Source organism: Blautia hansenii (assembly GCF_013304445.1).
GTDB lineage: Bacteria > Bacillota > Clostridia > Lachnospirales > Lachnospiraceae > Blautia.
Genome location: NZ_JAAITA010000005.1, coordinates 95,814 through 113,059, shown reverse-complemented (window position 1 = coordinate 113,059; position 17,246 = coordinate 95,814). Strand labels below are relative to the sequence as shown.

At 45.8% G+C, this 17,246-nt stretch carries 13 protein-coding genes; all 13 read left to right on the top strand.

The window, feature by feature from the left end; all coding sequences use genetic code 11:
• The first annotated feature begins 17 nt into the window (after positions 1 to 17).
• Positions 18 to 2,804: a prenyltransferase/squalene oxidase repeat-containing protein gene (locus tag G5A70_RS06325; RefSeq protein ID WP_173748832.1), complete on the top strand. Its 2,787-nt coding sequence runs from the start codon at positions 18 to 20 to the stop codon at positions 2,802 to 2,804.
• Between the two features lie 9 nt (positions 2,805 to 2,813).
• On the top strand, positions 2,814 to 3,728 hold the full coding sequence (locus G5A70_RS06320; protein WP_173748831.1) for a DUF4430 domain-containing protein: 915 nt from the start codon (positions 2,814 to 2,816) through the stop codon (positions 3,726 to 3,728).
• Between the two features lies 1 nt (position 3,729).
• Positions 3,730 to 4,623 carry an energy-coupling factor transporter transmembrane component T gene (locus G5A70_RS06315; RefSeq protein WP_173748830.1) on the top strand — a complete coding sequence of 298 codons (894 nt, stop codon included), beginning with the start codon at positions 3,730 to 3,732 and terminating at the stop codon, positions 4,621 to 4,623.
• Complete coding sequence (locus G5A70_RS06310) at positions 4,596 to 6,272, top strand: ABC transporter ATP-binding protein (RefSeq protein ID WP_173748829.1); 1,677 nt, start codon at positions 4,596 to 4,598, stop codon at positions 6,270 to 6,272. The genes G5A70_RS06315 and G5A70_RS06310 overlap by 28 nt, the downstream gene beginning before the upstream one ends.
• Positions 6,245 to 7,588, top strand: a complete 1,344-nt coding sequence (locus G5A70_RS06305) for an ECF transporter S component (protein WP_173748828.1) — start codon at positions 6,245 to 6,247, stop codon at positions 7,586 to 7,588. The genes G5A70_RS06310 and G5A70_RS06305 overlap by 28 nt, the downstream gene beginning before the upstream one ends.
• 65 nt (positions 7,589 to 7,653) lie before the next feature.
• Positions 7,654 to 8,514 (top strand): leucine-rich repeat domain-containing protein, encoded by an 861-nt coding sequence (locus tag G5A70_RS06300; protein WP_226853620.1) that lies wholly within the window; start codon positions 7,654 to 7,656, stop codon positions 8,512 to 8,514.
• Positions 8,515 to 8,606: 92 nt separating this feature from the next.
• Entirely contained in the window at positions 8,607 to 11,168 is a 2,562-nt protein-coding gene (locus G5A70_RS06295) for a PAS domain-containing hybrid sensor histidine kinase/response regulator (protein ID WP_173748827.1), read from the top strand.
• A 156-nt stretch (positions 11,169 to 11,324) separates the two neighbouring features.
• Positions 11,325 to 11,681 carry an Hpt domain-containing protein gene (locus tag G5A70_RS06290; protein WP_173748826.1) on the top strand — a complete coding sequence of 119 codons (357 nt, stop codon included), beginning with the start codon at positions 11,325 to 11,327 and terminating at the stop codon, positions 11,679 to 11,681.
• Positions 11,682 to 11,683: 2 nt separating this feature from the next.
• Entirely contained in the window at positions 11,684 to 13,123 is a 1,440-nt protein-coding gene (locus tag G5A70_RS06285) for an extracellular solute-binding protein (RefSeq protein ID WP_173748825.1), read from the top strand.
• A 10-nt stretch (positions 13,124 to 13,133) separates the two neighbouring features.
• Positions 13,134 to 13,541 (top strand): hypothetical protein, encoded by a 408-nt coding sequence (locus G5A70_RS06280; RefSeq protein WP_173748824.1) that lies wholly within the window; start codon positions 13,134 to 13,136, stop codon positions 13,539 to 13,541.
• Between the two features lie 90 nt (positions 13,542 to 13,631).
• Positions 13,632 to 15,365 carry a sensor domain-containing diguanylate cyclase gene (locus tag G5A70_RS06275; RefSeq protein WP_173748823.1) on the top strand — a complete coding sequence of 578 codons (1,734 nt, stop codon included), beginning with the start codon at positions 13,632 to 13,634 and terminating at the stop codon, positions 15,363 to 15,365.
• On the top strand, positions 15,313 to 16,503 hold the full coding sequence (locus G5A70_RS06270; RefSeq protein WP_173748822.1) for an HD-GYP domain-containing protein: 1,191 nt from the start codon (positions 15,313 to 15,315) through the stop codon (positions 16,501 to 16,503). Before G5A70_RS06275 ends, G5A70_RS06270 begins: the two co-directional genes overlap by 53 nt.
• Positions 16,500 to 17,234 (top strand): tRNA pseudouridine(38-40) synthase TruA, encoded by a 735-nt coding sequence (truA, locus tag G5A70_RS06265; RefSeq protein ID WP_173748821.1) that lies wholly within the window; start codon positions 16,500 to 16,502, stop codon positions 17,232 to 17,234. The genes G5A70_RS06270 and truA overlap by 4 nt, the downstream gene beginning before the upstream one ends.
• Positions 17,235 to 17,246 lie beyond the last annotated feature (12 nt).

Here is a 17,246-nt window from a genome sequence, read left to right as displayed (position 1 = left end):
AGAGGAAGGATGAGAGCATGAACAGAAAAAAATTAAAGCTTGTAGTGTCAGCCATGTCCATTCTGCTGGCAGTGCAGTCTCCGGGGGCAGTTCTGGCAGATACAGGACAGGAGACAGCTGTGGAGGCACAGGTTTCCACAGAAGAAACGGTATCAGAACCGGGTACGGAAGAAATATTAAACGGCATGGGCACAGAAATCACACAGGAGTCTGAAGGTTATCAGGAGGAAATCCTTCCGGGAACTGCGGATGAGGTGCTGCCGGGAACCGGAGAAGAGGAAAGTCAGATTTTGCGGGGGACTGCAGACATTGCCGAGGCCCAAAATCCTACCGTCCAGGAAGCTCTTGATAAGGCGGAAAAGTATCTGCAGTCTGCGGTGACTTCTCCGGTGGTGGATACTATTGGAGGCGAATGGTCTGTGATGGCCATGGCCAGAGCCGGATACTTGAGCGACACGGCAAAAGCAAATTATCTGGCAAATTTATATATGAAACTAGATGACACAAACGGAGTGCTTCACAACGCAAAATATACGGAATATTCCAGAGTCATCATGGCGCTGTCCTCTATTGGAACAGACCCTTCCCGGATAAATGGCTATAATCTGCTGAAGCCATTAGCAAAATTTGAGAAGGTGAATCAACAGGGCATTAACGGAACTATTTTTGCCCTGATTGCGCTGGATACGAAAGATTACGAAATTCCTGAGCGAGAAGGAGAAGGAACCCAGACTACCCGGGAAAATCTGATTCAGAAAATCCTTTCACAGGAACTTTCCGGCGGCGGCTGGGCTTTGCAGGGGAAAGTGGCAGACCCGGATATTACTGCTATGGCTATGCAGGCGCTGGCGCCGTATAAAGAACGGGCAGACGTTGGTGCGGCTTTAAACCGGGGATTGGATAAGCTGGCTTCCATGCAGGACGCAGACGGCGGATACGGCAGTTCTTACATTTCTGAAGGGGAAGAACCGGTAAAAAATCTGGAGAGTACGGCACAGGTCGTGATTGCTCTGTCAGCCATTGATGTATCTCTTTTGGAACAGGATAAATTTATGAAAAACGGAAAAACCCTGCTGGATGAAATCCTGAGATTCCAAAAAGAAGACGGTTCTTTTGAGCATATAAAAGGCGGCGGCAGTGATGCCATGGCAACCGACCAGGGAACTTTAGCCCTTCTGGCCTGGTCCAGGGCGGTAAACGGGCAGACCAGTCTGTACGACATGACAGATACAGAGACCCCCGATGAGGGAACGGAATCGGAAGAAAATATAGAGGCCTTCCGCAGTAAACTGAATGCGCTGCCGGAACAGATTACACTTGCAGAAAAACAAAGGGTTTATAATCTCAAAGTTGAACTGGAACTTTTGAAAGACTTTGAAGAAAAAGAAAGTTTCCGCAACATTTTGCAGGCAAAGGGAGAAGAAATAGACAGACAGGAAGCAGAAGTAGAAGCGTTGGATCATCGCATCTGGAATGAGTTAAATCCTTTGAAGATTACTTTAAAAGAAAAAGATACCGTGGAAGAACTGCTTTCTATTTATCATACGCTTCCCGAAAATAATAAGTCTTTTGTCACAAGAATCGATGACTTGAGAATTGCAGAAAGCATTGTGGACAAGCTGGAGAGAGGCATTATTGGAAAGGAAATTTTTGAGAAAGCCCAGGCTTCCAGAATGGATTATATTTATGAAGGAGAAGGCTACACCATTCGCGTAAAAGGAAAGAAGATAGCAGAACCGGCGGATATGAATGCAGAGGTGGAAATTCAGCAGAAAGAAGACGCCCTGCAGTTTGCGCTGAAACACGAAGGCGAGCTTCCCGGTGAAGTGGAAATTTCCATGCCCTGTACGTTTAAAGGCGGTGTGTTTATGCTGTATAACATCAACGGGAATGAGATGCAGTGGACCGGCGCTGTGGACGGTGTGCTGACCTGTGATGTATCCGCAGGCGGAATTTACACCCTGAAAAAGGGGAATATGGGATTTGAAGATGAGACAGAAGCCCTTTCCGGCACCAGTGACATTACGACAGATGAAAGCGTTCTGAAAGGTACGAAGAAATCTGCAAATACCGCGAAAAAGAGTACGTCTGCAGGCAGTGCGAAGAAATCTGCAGCGAAAAAGAAAACCGAATCCAACACCACAGAAGCTGAGGTGAAGAACGGTGTAGTGGAAAAGGCGGCTTTTGAAGCCGTGAAGGGAAAGGATAAAAACCTGAAAATCAAGGGAGAAACGGGCAAGGATAAACCGTATACCCTGACGGTCAACGGCAAGGATATCAAGACAGTGAAAGATATGAAAGTCGGTATCCGGGAAGGCAGTGATTATGCAGAAGATATTCAGAAATTGTCTGAAAACCCCTATATTTTCTCCTTTGATGAGAAGGGCGAACTTCCGGGAGAAATGCAGGTGGAGCTTACCACCGGTCAGGAGGACGGCAAATACCTTTTGATGAAATACAAGGAAAAAGAGCGAAAAGCAGAGTACATCCAGAAGGTTACGGTAAAAGATAAACAGACGAAATTTCTTGTGAAGACAGGCGGCGAGTATTTCATTGCAAAGAAAGCAAAGACAAAATCTTTAAACGAACTGGAGGAAAAGGAGGCTGCTTCTGCGGCAGCCAATACAGAGAAAACGGTTACAGCAAAAAAAAGTACAGGAGCAGACGCTGAAAACAGTAAAAAAACCAGCGCAGAAGCGGCAGAGGAAAAAAGTGCATTACCGGCAGTTTTAACAGGTACTGTGGTGGCGCTGGCCGGAATTGCAGGCGGCATTATCTGGTATATCAAAAGGAAAAGACAGTAGGTGGAATACATGAGAAAAACAATCAGAAAAACAATGGGAATTCTGGCGCTGGCTGCAGCACTTGCTTTTACAACAGTTGGCTGCGGTACGGAGAAACTGGCTGTGCCGGGGCAGGAGAAAACCGCGGACAGCGATGCCTGGACGGAGACAGAAGGAATCAAGAAAAAAGATACCGGGAAAAAAGCAGAAGAGAAAAAGACGGACAGCGCAGAAAAAGAGGAAGCGTTGGAAGCTGGGGAAGACGAGTACCTGGATGTCGAGTCTGCGGAAGACAGAGAGGCAGATTATACGAAATACCAGGAGAAAAAATCCTCGGAACAAAGTGCAGCAGGAAATGCAGACAGCCATACAGAGAAGGGGGAGGACAGTTCTGACGAAGGGAGTACGGGGAGCAATGGAACGGTAACCTACAGTGACGGTACGTCTACAGAGCAAGACCAGTATCTGACAGACCCCATTCCGGAAGGAAAGCCGAACCCCGTAGAACCGGGGAGCGTGGAAATCGACAAGAGTAAGCCGGGAACCTGTTATCTGAGCATTTCCTGTGACACCATACTGGACAATATGTCAGATTTGACAGAGGGAAAGGATGTACTGGTGCCGGAGGATGGTGTTATTTTCAGTGAGCGGGAAGTGACTTTCTATCAGGGAGAATCTGTGTATGATGTATTGCTGAGAGAAACCCAGAACAACCGTATTCACATGGAAGCCAGTTTCACCCCAAAGTACAACAGCGCTTATGTGGAAGGTATCAACAACCTGTATGAATTTGACTGCGGAAGATATTCCGGCTGGATGTATGAGGTCAATGGCTGGTATCCCAACTATGGCTGCAGCCGTTATCAGGTAAAAGAAGGGGATGTGATTCACTGGAATTATACCTGTGATCTGGGACGCGATTTAGGACAGTATTGGGAAGAGTGATATGAGACAGGATACTTTTTCTACCTTCCATCCGGTCAATAACTTTCTTTATTTTGTACTGGTTATCGGGTGCTCTATGTTTCTGATGCACCCGGTCTTTCTGGGACTTTCCTGCCTGGGTGGAATGGCGTACTACATCTATTTAAAACACTGGAAAGCATTAAAAACAGCATTATGGCTGATGCTGCCGGTCTTTCTGATTTCGGCAGCTGTAAATCCCCTGTTTAACCACCAGGGGATTACTCTGATTTTATACCTGAAAAACGGAAATCCTCTGACACTGGAGTCGATTCTCTACGGTCTGGCGGCTGGTGTTATGCTGGTCAGTGTGCTGAACTGGTTTTCCTGCTATCAGGTGGTTATGACTTCCGACAAATTCATTTATCTGTTTGGGAAGGCCATTCCTGCTGTGTCCCTGATTTTATCCATGGTGCTTCGTTTTGTGCCAAGGTTTAAAAATCAGATTGAGAAAATTTCCGATTCCCAGAAATGCATTGGCCGTGATGTGACAAACGGCAATGTGCTTGCAAGGGCAAAGCACGGCATGAAAATCCTTTCTGTCATGACGACCTGGGCGCTGGAAAATTCGGTGGAAACTGCAGATTCCATGAAGTCCAGAGGATACGGGCTCAGAGGCCGGAATAATTTTTCTATTTACCGTTTTGATACCAGAGATAAGCTGTTTTTGGGGATTCTGCTTTTGCTGGGCGGAAATATTTTTGCAGGAATTTTGACAAAGAGGGTGCATTTTTTGTATTACCCCATGTTGCGGATGAATACAAATACCCTGTGGGCCATGCTGGTGTATGTGTGCTATGGGATTTTGTGTTTTCTCCCTATAATCATAGATGTGACAGAGGATATAAAATGGCATTATATGAAATCAAAAATTTGAATTTTACTTATCCGGACACAGAACGTCCGGCGATACAAAACTTGAATTTTTCCATTGAACCGGGAGAATTTGTGGTTATCTGCGGAAAATCCGGCTGTGGAAAAACCACCCTTCTGCGGCATTTTAAAACCGTTCTGAGTCCTTATGGAAAGCGGGAGGGCGAAATCCTTTTTGAGGGAGAAAAGCTGGAGGAGGTGTCTGTGCGCAGGCAGTCTGCACAGATTGGCTATGTACTTCAGAGTCCGGACAACCAGATTGTCACGGATAAGGTCTGGCATGAACTGGCCTTTGGTGTGGAAAACTTAGGATATGACCAGCAGACCATACGCCTTCGGGTGGCGGAAATGGCCAGCTTTTTTGGGATTCAGAACTGGTTCGACAAGAATGTGGAAGAACTGTCCGGCGGGCAGAAGCAGCTTTTGAATCTGGCTTCTGTTATGGCTATGCAGCCAAAGGTACTGGTGCTGGACGAACCCACTTCCCAGCTTGACCCCATTGCCGCAGGAGAATTTCTTTCTACGATACGGAAGATTAATCTGGATTTGGGCGTTACCGTGATTCTCATTGAGCACAGACTGGAAGAGGTCTTTCCCATGGCAGATCAGGTGCTGGTACTGGAAGAGGGAAAGCAGATTTATTTTGATACGCCCCGGATGGTGGGAAAGGATTTGGCAGACAATGATTTGTTTCTGGCCATGCCAAGTCCGGTGCAGATTTACAATGGAACCGGTCAGGAAGGCGTCTGTCCCCTGACGGTATGCGAGGGCAGAAACTGGCTGGAGCAGCACTATGGAAGCTGCAAAAATATGCAGCACAGGGAATGTTTCCGGCACAGAAAACAGGAAAGGGACTATGTGGTTGAGGCAAAAGAAGTCTGGTTTCGCTATGAAAAGGATGGGCGGGACATTGTAAAGGATTTATCTCTGCAGGTTCCCAAAGGCGAACTTTTCTGTATTCTGGGCGGAAACGGTACGGGAAAGAGCACCACGCTGTCTCTTCTTAGCGGAATTCACCGGCCCTACCGTGGGAAAATCCTTTTAAAAGGAAAAGAAATCCGCAAAATCCGGGATAAAGAATTGTTTCATCGTTTTCTGGGAGTTCTGCCCCAGAATCCCCAGACGCTGTTTGTGGGAAACACAGTGGAAGAGGATTTGTGGGAAATGTTTTCGGAACGTTCCCCCATCAGGCGAAAGGAAGACAGGGAAAAGATAGAAAAAGTCGTTGGGGATACGCAAATTGGGCATTTACTGCACATGCACCCCTATGATTTAAGCGGCGGGGAGCAGCAGAGGGCGGCGCTTGCCAAGGTACTGCTTCTGGAGCCGGAAATTCTGCTTTTGGACGAGCCTACAAAGGGGCTGGATGGATTTTATAAAAGCAGACTGGCGGAGATTTTCCAGAAACTGAAAGAACAGGGGATTACCATAGTCATGGTTTCCCATGACATTGAATTTTGTGCTGCCTATGGGGATACCTGCGCCATGTTTTTTGACGGAGGGATTGTGACGGCCTGCGCCGCTAAGGAATTTTTTACGGGAAACAGCTTTTATACCACAGCGGCAAACCGCATGGCCAGGCAGATTTTCCCGGATGCAGTAACAGTAAAGGATGTGATAGAAGCATGTCAAAGAAGCAGGCAACCGGAGTAGATACCAGGGCTATGCTGCCCTTATACGTCAGTCTTTTTGTAAGTCTGTGCGCCTCCTTTTTTCCGTGGATTTCCATACCTGTGCTGAAATATTCCCAGCTTCCGGTGACGTATACCTTCTGGGAGATGGAGCAGTGTGTAAAAAACATACAAACCAGTATTGAAATGGGCGGCAGGATGCGCATGGAATTGTTTGAGGCAGGAGAACTGGAAATGCTGCATAAAATCAGCATGGGACTGAAGGGCGCGGCAGGGCTTTTGATTCTTTTCATGGTTCTGTGCGGGGTTCTTTCTTATACAATGAAGAAAAAGAGCCTGGGGTATGTAAGATTTGCCTTTGTCTGGAGCAGTCTTATGGCCGTGGCGGCTTTTTGCTGCATAGGAGCGGCCAATCTTTTTATCAACGAAAGAATGGGAAGAGAGAGCAATTTCATCAATCTGACGATACACAGTTATATTCAACTGACGGCCTGGCAGTATGCGCAGCTGATTCTGTCTGTGCTTATGCTCATTTGGGCAGGAAAGCTTCTGGATACCCAGGCGGAATATGAAGTCCAGAAGTACATAGAGCGCAGTGTGAAGAAAGACCGGGGAGTGGGGAAAAGAACGCTGACTGCCATGGTGCTGATTCTTGTAGCCATTCCTTTTGTCATCTTTTTCGGGATTTTTTTCCTCAATGACAGAAGTGAAATTTTTATTTCCCTGTGTATCATCGGACTGGCTATGATACCTTTTTTCATGGTATTTGAAGAGCGAAAGCCCCAGGCCAGGGAAATCCTGCTCATTGCGGTGATGGCAGCTATTGCCGTGGCAGGGCGCATGGCGTTTTTTATGCTGCCCCAGTTTAAACCTGTGGCGGCCATTGTGATTCTGGCCGGTGTGGGACTTGGGGCAGAAGCCGGATTTCTCACAGGGGCTATGGCGGGGTTTGTGTCCAACTTCTTTTTCGGGCAGGGACCGTGGACGCCCTGGCAGATGTTTTCCTTTGGAATCATAGGGTTTCTGGCAGGTCTTTTGTTTCGCAGTCCCGGAAAAAGAAGCGGCAGCCGGAAAAAGGAGTGGAGACATAAAATTCTGCTCTGCATTTACGGCGGGCTGTCTACGCTGATTATTTACGGATTTTTCATGGATACGGCATCTGTGACTATGGTGGGACAGGATTTGTCCTGGCAGGCTTTTGCAGCCTCTTATGCCACCGGATTTCCGTTTAATGTGATACACGGAACATCTACCGTGATTTTTCTGTTCTTTCTGACCATTCCCATGGAACGGAAATTGGACAGAATCCGAAAGAAGTATGGAATTTTAGAAGTGTAAAGGGGTGTGAAAGTCATTGAGTGCAGCATATTTTTGTGCTAAAGTTTTAAATAGAGAATGGGAAAATGAAAAAGAAAGCAGGGGAAGGTACAATGGGAAGGACACTGACATGGAGAGCAAGAGAAAAGGATGTTTTCGACAGAGAATCGGGGAAAAATTTTAAGGGAAAGGTGCTGATACTGGACGATTGCTACCGCAGTATTCAGGACCAGGCCATGAAGAATAATGTAAAGGTGAAACAGGCGGAAATTCCGGATACCCTGGCTGTAATTGGAAATCAGAGTTTTTATCACTGTACCGGACTTAAAAATATTAATCTGGGAGAAGTTGCCCAAATCCGAAAAGAAGCCTTTTCCGGCTGTATCCGCTTAAAAGAAGCCGTGTTTTCGGATAAGCTGGAGATTCTTGGAAAGTCGTCTTTTGCCCAGTGCAAACGTCTGGAAAAAGTGGAACTGGAAAGCGGAAGACTCCGAAAGCTGGAGGCAGGAACCTTTCAGGAATGTGAAAGTATGGAGAAAATCTGTCTTCCGGAAGGTATGGAAATCATAGAAGACAGGGCCTTTTACCGCTGCGTCAACTTAAAAAAAGTGGTATTTCCGGCACAGGGACTGAAAAAAATCGGCAGGGAAGCCTTTTACTGGACTGGAATGGATAAAGTAGAATTTCCGGATTCCCTGGAAGAAATCGGAGACAGCGCTTTTTTGAAAAGCAAAACACTGGAAAAAGCAAGGATTCCATCTTCGGTAAAGAAAATAGGAAAATGGGCCTTTCACGGCTGCGGCAGACTAAAGGTATTGGAGATTTTAGGTGAGCCGGAGGAAATCGGAGAGTGGATTGTAAATAAAAGTACCACCATCCGCTGCAGAAAGGGCGGAAGCGTGGAGAAATATGCTTTGGACAGCGGATTTGCAGTGGAATACCTGTAGAAAGATTTTTCTTGCATAAGGGCAGGCTATGACGTAAAATGGCAACCGAACCGTGATATTTTGAGAAACAAGTTTTTAGGAAAGGGACTGCTATGGAGTTAAAAGAGATTATCAGATGCCTGCAGAATATGAGAGAGACTTCGGTGATAGCCCCCATTCCTTTTCGGGGAGAGGGAGACTGTCAGCAATTAATAGAGGAAATTAATACGTTAATTATGGAGGAAGAGCGAAAGGCCAAAATGGTGCATCAGCTGATTTCTTCGGGTATGTGGACGATGCATTTTAATCATCAGGGGGAAATAACAAAAGTTGTGTGGAGTCAGGAATTCCGCTTTATGCTTGGATATGAGAATAGGATGGATTTTCCCGATAGACTGGATTCCTGGACTGAATTGCTGCATCCGGAGGACCGGGAATCTACATTGGAGGCTTACTGGCATGCGGTAAAATGCGGAGGGAAATATGACGTCATTTACCGTCTGAAGACAAGGTATCAGGGGTATCGCTGGTTTCATGCCATTGGAGAAACACTGCGGTGGGAGAAAGGAAACCCCCGTCTGTTTACTGGTGTTTTTATTGATATTACCAGGGAAAAGGAACAGAAAGAAAACATACAGGCCCGTTTGGAAATGCAGGAGCAGTTAAATGAAATGAGCCATGAATTGGAGATGAACAATGAAATTTTAAATGCACTCTGCGAAGATTATAACTCCATTTATATTGTAAATCTGGATACGGGAAAATACGACATTTACCGAATGACGGATACCTTGCCGAAAACGGTATCGGAAATTTCGTTCACCAATCAAATATATGATGTGGCTATCAGCCAGTACATAGAACGCTGGGTTTCAGAAAACGATGCGGGATTTGTTCGCTATATGACAGAGAGAAAGCGGCTGAAACGGCTGGTGAGAGAAACAGGAAGAGTGTCGTTCCGGTATTGTATTAAGGAGAGAGCAGATAGACAGAGGCATTTTGAATTTTGCTTTTGTGATATAAGCAAAACCCTGGATGAAACCGTTGTCGTTATGGGGGCGAGAAATATTGATGCTTTGATGGATGAAAAAGAAGATTCTCGCCGGGAGACGCTGGAGCAGGTGCAGGAAACTTTGGCCGGCTCCCAGACCGGGCTTTGGAGTCTTCGCTGGGAAGAGGGAAAAGCGCCGGTTATGCATGGAGACAGGACGCTGCATAAACTGATGGGAATTCCCGAAGAAGAGCTTTCTTTCAACTGTTTTAGGGATTGGGTGTCCGGAATTGATGAAAAATATAGAGGGGAAGTCATGGAAGTGCTGAAACGCAGCATTGCCAACGGTTTTCAGGAAATTGTCTATCCCTGCAGCTATGGAAAAAAAGAACAGATGTATTTTCGGCTGGGTGTTTCCAGTAAGAAAAATTTTCCGGGCAGCGGCTATCGTCTCAGCGGATACTGGCAGGATGTAACGGATACGGTTAAAGACAAGCAGGACCGGGAAGAACTTTTAAAAGAGGCTTTGCAAGAGGCACAGCAGGCCAACAAGGTTAAGACGGAATTTCTGTCTCATATGTCCCATGATATCCGTACACCCATTAATGGAATTCTGGGGCTTTTGACGATTGCGGAAAACGAGGAAGAAGACATCAGCAGACAGAAAGAGTGCCGCCGGAAAATTCGCCAGTCAGCAGAGCATCTCCTTTCCCTGGTCAATGATGTGCTGGACTTGTCCAGACTGGAAAGCGGGAAACAGACCAGAGTGGAGGAAACCTTCGATATTCACGAAGTACTGGATCATTGTATGTCCATCCTGCTTCCACAGGCACAGCTCCAGCAGATAAAAATCCAGGACCGCCGGGAAGAAATTGGATATGCCAGACTCAGGGGCTGTCCGCTGCAGCTGAGGCAGATATTAATCAATATTATAGGAAATGCCATCAAATATAACAAAGAATGCGGAAGTGTTCAAATCCTGACAAAAGAGACACAGGGATGTGAGAACACAGTCTGGCTGGAATTTGAAATCAAAGATACGGGAATCGGCATGAAAGAAGAGTTTCAGAAGCATATTTTCGAGGCCTTTACCCAGGAAACCCAGGGCGCCAGAACTTCTTATGCGGGAACCGGGCTTGGTATGGCGATTACAAAAAAACTGGTAGACCAGATGGGCGGCACCATCCGTTTGAGCAGTCAGATAGGCGAGGGAAGCTGCTTTTTTGTACGGCTGCCTTTTGAGATAAACAGGCAGGAAAACAAAGAATCTGTGGAGGAGGGCCAGTCCTTTGACGTGGCCGGTATGCATGTATTGTTGGCAGAGGACAATGAATTGAATCGGGAAATTGCCCAGTATGTGCTGGAGGAAGGAAAGGTGGAAGTTACCTGTGCGGCAAACGGGGCGGAAGCGTTGGAAATTTTTGAAAAATCAGAACCAGGGGAGATGGACTGCATTATCATGGATGTCATGATGCCTGTGATGGATGGACTGCAGGCAGCAAAAGAAATCCGGAAGCTTTCAAGAGAAGATGCAAAAACCATTCCCATGATTGCTTTATCTGCCAATGCCTTTGAGGAGGACCGGAAAAAGACAAGAGAAGCAGGCATGAATCAGCATGTATCCAAGCCACTGGATGCCAATCAGCTGTTTGCAATTTTAACTCAATATAAAAAGCAGAAATAAAAAGATTCTCCTGACAGACAATGGAAAGCAGTGAAAATAAGGTCTGTCGGGAGAATTGTATTTTTGCGGAAACATTTCTTTGCACAGGGTGTAAGAAGTAGACAATAAAAGCTGGTTATACTATAATTTTAAATCATATGGAAAAGAGGAAAGCGTATGAATTTAGCAGAGTGTTATGGCGAAATGGGGGCAGATTATCAGGGAACCATGCAGCGGCTGTGCAGTGAAAAACTGATAGAAAGAATTGTGCTGAAGTTTTTGGAAGATCCTTCCTTTGGACAACTGCAGGAAGGGCTGGAGATGCACAATCACCAGCAGGCTTTTCAGGCAGCGCACACATTAAAAGGAATCAGTCAGAATCTGGGGTTTACAAAGCTGGGGGAAGCAAGTGCAGAACTGACGGATTCTTTGCGCAAGGCATTGGATTCCACAGCATATGTACAATTTGAACAGGTAAAGACAGAATATACAACTGCTATCCGTACGATTGAAAAATACAGAGCGGGAAAGTGACAATGAAAAGAATGCAAAAAGGAATAGGCTGCGGACTGGCTGTCTGCCTGCTGCTTAGCGGCTGCGGCAAGGCGAAAGAGGAAGAAAGTCCGTTAAATCCCAAAGAGCCGGTTACCGTAACCATATGGCATTATTACAACGGTCCGCAGCTAAAAGCCTTTGACAAGCTGGTTCAGGAGTTTAATGAAACAATAGGACAGGAAAAAGGAATTGTGGTGGAAGGCAAGAGTCAGGGAAATGTCAGCAGTCTGGAACAGGCAGTACTGGATGCAGCGGAGCGAAAGGCGGGCGCAGGTTCCATGCCCAACATTTTTGCAGCATATGCGGATACAGCATATGAAATTGACAAAATGGGCCTGGTTGTGGATCTAAAGCCGTATTTTACACAGCAGGAATTGGATACCTATGTGGAAAGTTACATAGAAGAAGGGGTTCTTTCGGGAAAAGATGCATTAAAAATCTTTCCCATAGCAAAATCCACGGAAGTATTTGTGATGAATAAGACAGACTGGCAGAAGTTTGCAGAGGCAACAGGCGCTGACGAGAGTCAGTTAGCTACCATGGAAGGCGTTACAAAAACGGCACAGGATTATTATGAATGGACGGACGGCCTGACGCCTGAAAAGAATGACGGAAAAGCGTTTTTTGGCCGCGATGCCATGGCGAATTATATGATTATAGGCGCCATGCAGCAGGGCGTGGAGATTTTTTCCGTAGAAAACGGAACAGTTACCTTAAATTTTGATAAAGATGTGATGAAAAAGCTGTGGGAAAACTATTACGTTCCTTTTGTGAAGGGCTATTTTGCAGCGTCAGGAAGTTTTCGCAGCGATGATGTGAAGACCGGAAATATTTTAGCGTTTGTAGGCTCTTCTTCAGGGGCTATGTTTTTCCCGGAAGAGGTGACAATCAGCGATACTTTGACATACCCCATTGATTTGGAAGTGCTGCAGGCGCCGGAATTTGAAGGCGGAGGTTCCGTGGCCGTTCAGCAGGGCGCCGGCATGGTAGTGACAGATACCGGAGAAAAAGAAGTGTATGCTTCTGTAGAATTTTTAAAATGGTTTACCCAGGAGGAACAAAACCTTCAGTTTGTGCTTTCTTCCGGCTATCTTCCGGTGAAAAAAAGCGCCAACAATCTGGGCACAATTCAAAAACAGGAACGGGAAAATCCAGACGTGAATATGGACATTGTGAAAACAGCCATTGGAGAAATTCTGGATAATGAATTGTATACAACAAAGGCCTTTGAGCATGGAACAGATGCCCGCAGTGTTTTGGAGTATGCATTAGGCGATTCGGCCAAAGAAGCCCGGCAGGTTGTAGTACAGCGTCTGGAGGAAGGAAAGACATTGGAAGAAGCCGTAGCGGATTTTATCAGTGAAGAAGCATTTGAGGAATGGTATACAGAGACAAAGCAGGCTCTGGAAGAGGTTTTGTAGGAGGCGTCTCATGAAGAAAAGAGGGGTTTCGATTGCGGTTAAAATGGTGGCATTACTTCTGGTGATTTTTGTTTTTGAAGGAATGTTAATCGGATATAACGTCATTCATGGAGATGTTTTGGAGTATATGCAAACCAATGAGAGAAACATTTTTCATGAACGCGTGGTAAACCGAAAAAATTATCTGGAAGAAAAAATGCGTGTGCGGTGGGCAGATATAGAAGATTCCACCACGAAAATCAACAATATGACCCAGAAACTGGTGGATGCGGGAAGCATTTCACTGGACAGTCTGGACAAAAGTTCTGAGAGCAGTATGCCTTTGCTGAAAGAAACCAGTGATGTGCTGATTTCTCTTGTTCGTTCCAATGGCGTGACAGGTGCGTTTCTGGTTTTGAATACAGAAAATCTGGAATAAAAGAAGCAGGAGGGTCTATACGAAGACAAACCGGGGCTGTATCTGCATGATTATGACCCGGCATCAAGAGCGTGGGAGCGCAATCAGGATTTGTTGTGGAGTTATGCGCCGGCTGAGTTCATACGGCAGCAGGAATTTTCTACGGATGAAGGATGGAAAACAAAATTTAACTTTTCCCAGTGCGGAGATTATCTGCCCTATTTGTATGAGCCATATCAGGCTGCAAAAAATACGGAAAATGTAAAAGAGAGGGATATTCTGGACTTTGGTTACTGGGGATATACCGGGATAAATGACTGTGCGCAAAAAGAAGCCATAACGTATTCAGTTCCCCTGGTTTTAGAAGATGGGACGGTTTATGGTGTTCTGGGCATTGACTTAATGTCTGAATACGTTAAAAAGCTGCTTCCCTATCTGGAATTAATTGATGATAATAAGGACGGTTCTTATTTTATAGGAATTCAAAAAGGAGATGAAAGCACTGTAGAAAATGTGCTGCTATCCGGAAATACTTACATGTCCGCCTTTTCGCAGGGGGGAGAAACCGTATTTTCAAAAAAAGACGGACAAATCTATATAGATAGCCAGTCAGAGCAGTTGTGTGCGGAAATTACCTATCTGGAACTGTACAATGAAAGCAGCCCGTTTTACGAACAGAAATGGGTTCTGGCGGGGATTGCCCGGGAAGAGGACCTGTTCCAGTTTACAGACAGACTGCTTAAGATGTTTTCCTGGATTGCAGTTCTGGCTGTGGCGATTGGCGGTCTTGGCGGTGTGATTGGTATTATCTATATATCCAGACCTGTGCTGAAATTAGTGCATGAAGTAGAGGCCATAAAGCTGACGAAGCCCTTCACTCTGACGCAGACGGGAATTCTGGAAATTGACAAATTATCCAATGCATTGGTACAGCAAAGCATACGGTTAAATCAGGTTATGAATAAATTTTCTAATATTATTCACATGGCTGATATTCCTCTTGCAGCATTTGAAGTGAACCGGAAGGACAAGACCGTATTTATAACAGATAAGTTTTTTGAAATTTTCGGGCTGCCTCCAAAGGATTCCACAGAGCTTTGCATGGAAGATTTCTGGCAGATTTTTCAGGAACTGGAGGTTTATAAGGAATCCGAAGGGGAAGTAACCCTGTATCAGATTCCGGGAAAACACCCTGGAGAATATCGCTTTGTCCGTACTATGGTAAAGGACAGTGAAAATTATTACATCGGATTCGTAGAAGATGTGACGAAGCAGACTTTAGACTTGAAACGCATGGAATACGAAAGAAATCATGATGTACTGATTGGTCTGAACAACCGGCGGGCTTTCTTTGAACGGCTCCGGGTTCTGTTTGAGAATCCAAAACAATTAAAGACAGCAGCTTTTGTGATGATTGATCTGGACAACTTGAAACATATAAACGATACCTTCGGGCATGGCTGCGGAGACCAGTATATTCAAACGGCGGCGGAATGTCTGAAACGGGGCGTGCCCCAGTCAGCGGTGGTATGCCGTCTTGCGGGCGATGAATTCTGTATTTTCTTCTATGGCTGTTCCGGCAAAGAAGAAATTCGCCATTATATAGAACGCCTGCAGGTTCGGCTGAAACATACAACGATTCGGTTACAGGAAAACCAGGAGTACTCCATTTGTATTTCCGGTGGAATTGCATGGTATCCTGAAGACGGACGGAGTTGTGAAGAATTACTGGAACGGGCAGATAAAGCAATGTATACAGTGAAAAAGGCTGAAAAAGGACAGTTTAAGGAATATGAAAAGAGAACAGGCAACGAAATACAAAGAGACCATATTGATTGTAGATGATATGGAAATCAATCAGGAAATCCTGACAGAAATGCTGAAAGAAGATTACAATCTGATAAAAGCTTATGACGGTCAGGAAGCGATTGATTTATTGGAAAAACACCACTTGGAGATTCAGTTAATCCTGCTGGATTTTATTATGCCCCAAAAGGATGGCCTGGAAGTCTTAAGAGAGATGAAGGAAAAGCAGTGGATAAAAAGGATTCCGGTCATTATGATTACATCGGAGGATTCTCTGGCTTTTATGCATAAGGTGTATGAACTGGGAGGAACAGAGTATATACACCGTCCGTTTGACCGTTATGTGGTACAGCAGCGCATTAAAAATACACTGATGCTCTACGCCAAGAAGCGGCGGCTGGAAGAAATGGTGGCAGAGCAGGTCTATGAGCGGAAAAAGAACAGCGATATGATGATGACCATTTTCAGCAACATTGTAGAGTTTCGGAATGGAGAGAGTGGGCTGCATGTGCTGCATATCCGGATTATTACGGAAATTTTGTGCCGTTATTTATCGGAAACCACCCATCAGGTGAACTTGTCCGGCAAAGACATCAGCAATATTGCGTTGGCCTCGGCGCTGCATGATGTGGGAAAAATTGCAATTTCAGAAAAAATACTGAATAAACCGGGCAAGCTGACAGAAGAGGAATATGAGATTATGAAGACGCATTCGGCTATTGGTGCAGATATTGTAAGCAGATTAGAACCGTATCAGGAGGAACCTCTGGTAAAATTTGCTTATGATATCTGCAGATGGCATCATGAGCGCTGGGACGGAAAGGGGTATCCGGACGGTTTGAAAGGCGGGGAAATTCCGCTCCATGCTCAGATTGTAGCCATTGCAGATGTATATGATGCGCTTACCAGTGAGAGAGTGTATAAAAAAGCCTATTCCAGCCATGAGGCCATACAGATGATTGCAAACGGGGAGTGCGGGGCGTTTAATCCCATGTTGTTGGACGCTCTTTTCGTACTGGAGGATGAGATTTTGGAGGCGCTGGAAAAGGAGGGTCAGGGAAACCATGACCGGATTTTTACGGCAACGGAAAATATTATGCAGTCCTTAAACATTCCGGTTCACACAGATTCTTTGCAAAAGAAAGTTGCTATTCAGAAGGGGGAGAAAAAACCTTGAATTATCGTTTGGATATACAGTATGACGGAACCCGGTACGGCGGGTGGCAGAAGCAGAAAGATACAGACAACACCATACAGGGGAAAATCGAAGAGGTATTATCCCGTATGTGCCAGACTCCGGTGACGATACAGGGCGCGGGCAGGACCGATGCAGGGGTGCACGCGGCAGGGCAGGTGGCAAATGCGCATATGGAGACGGAAAAGACTAGTGAGGAAATCTGCGAATATCTCAACCGGTATCTTCCGGAGGATATTGAGATTGTCCGGGTGAAGCAGGCGGCAGACCGTTTCCACAGCCGCTTAAACGCCAGAGAAAAGGTGTACCAGTACCGCGTTGCTGCAGGTTCTCATAAGAATGTGTTTGAGCGGAAATACCAGTGCCCGCTTCATGAAAATCTGGATGTACCGGCCATGAGAGAGGCGGCGGAATTTTTGACGGGAACTCATGATTTTAAAAGTTTTTGTTCCAATAAAAAGATGAAAAAGTCTTCGGTCAGAACCATATATGACATCGAAATCCGGGAAGAGGGGCAGGAAATCCGCATGACCTATACCGGCGACGGATTTCTCTATAATATGGTAAGAATTCTCACCGGAACTCTGATTGAAGTGGGAAGAGGAGAGAGAAAGCCAGAGGAAATGATGGAAATTCTGGAACGCTGCGACAGAGGAGCGGCGGGATTTACAGCGCCGGCCAGGGGACTGACCCTGCTGGAAGTGCGGTATTAGGAGGAAGACAGT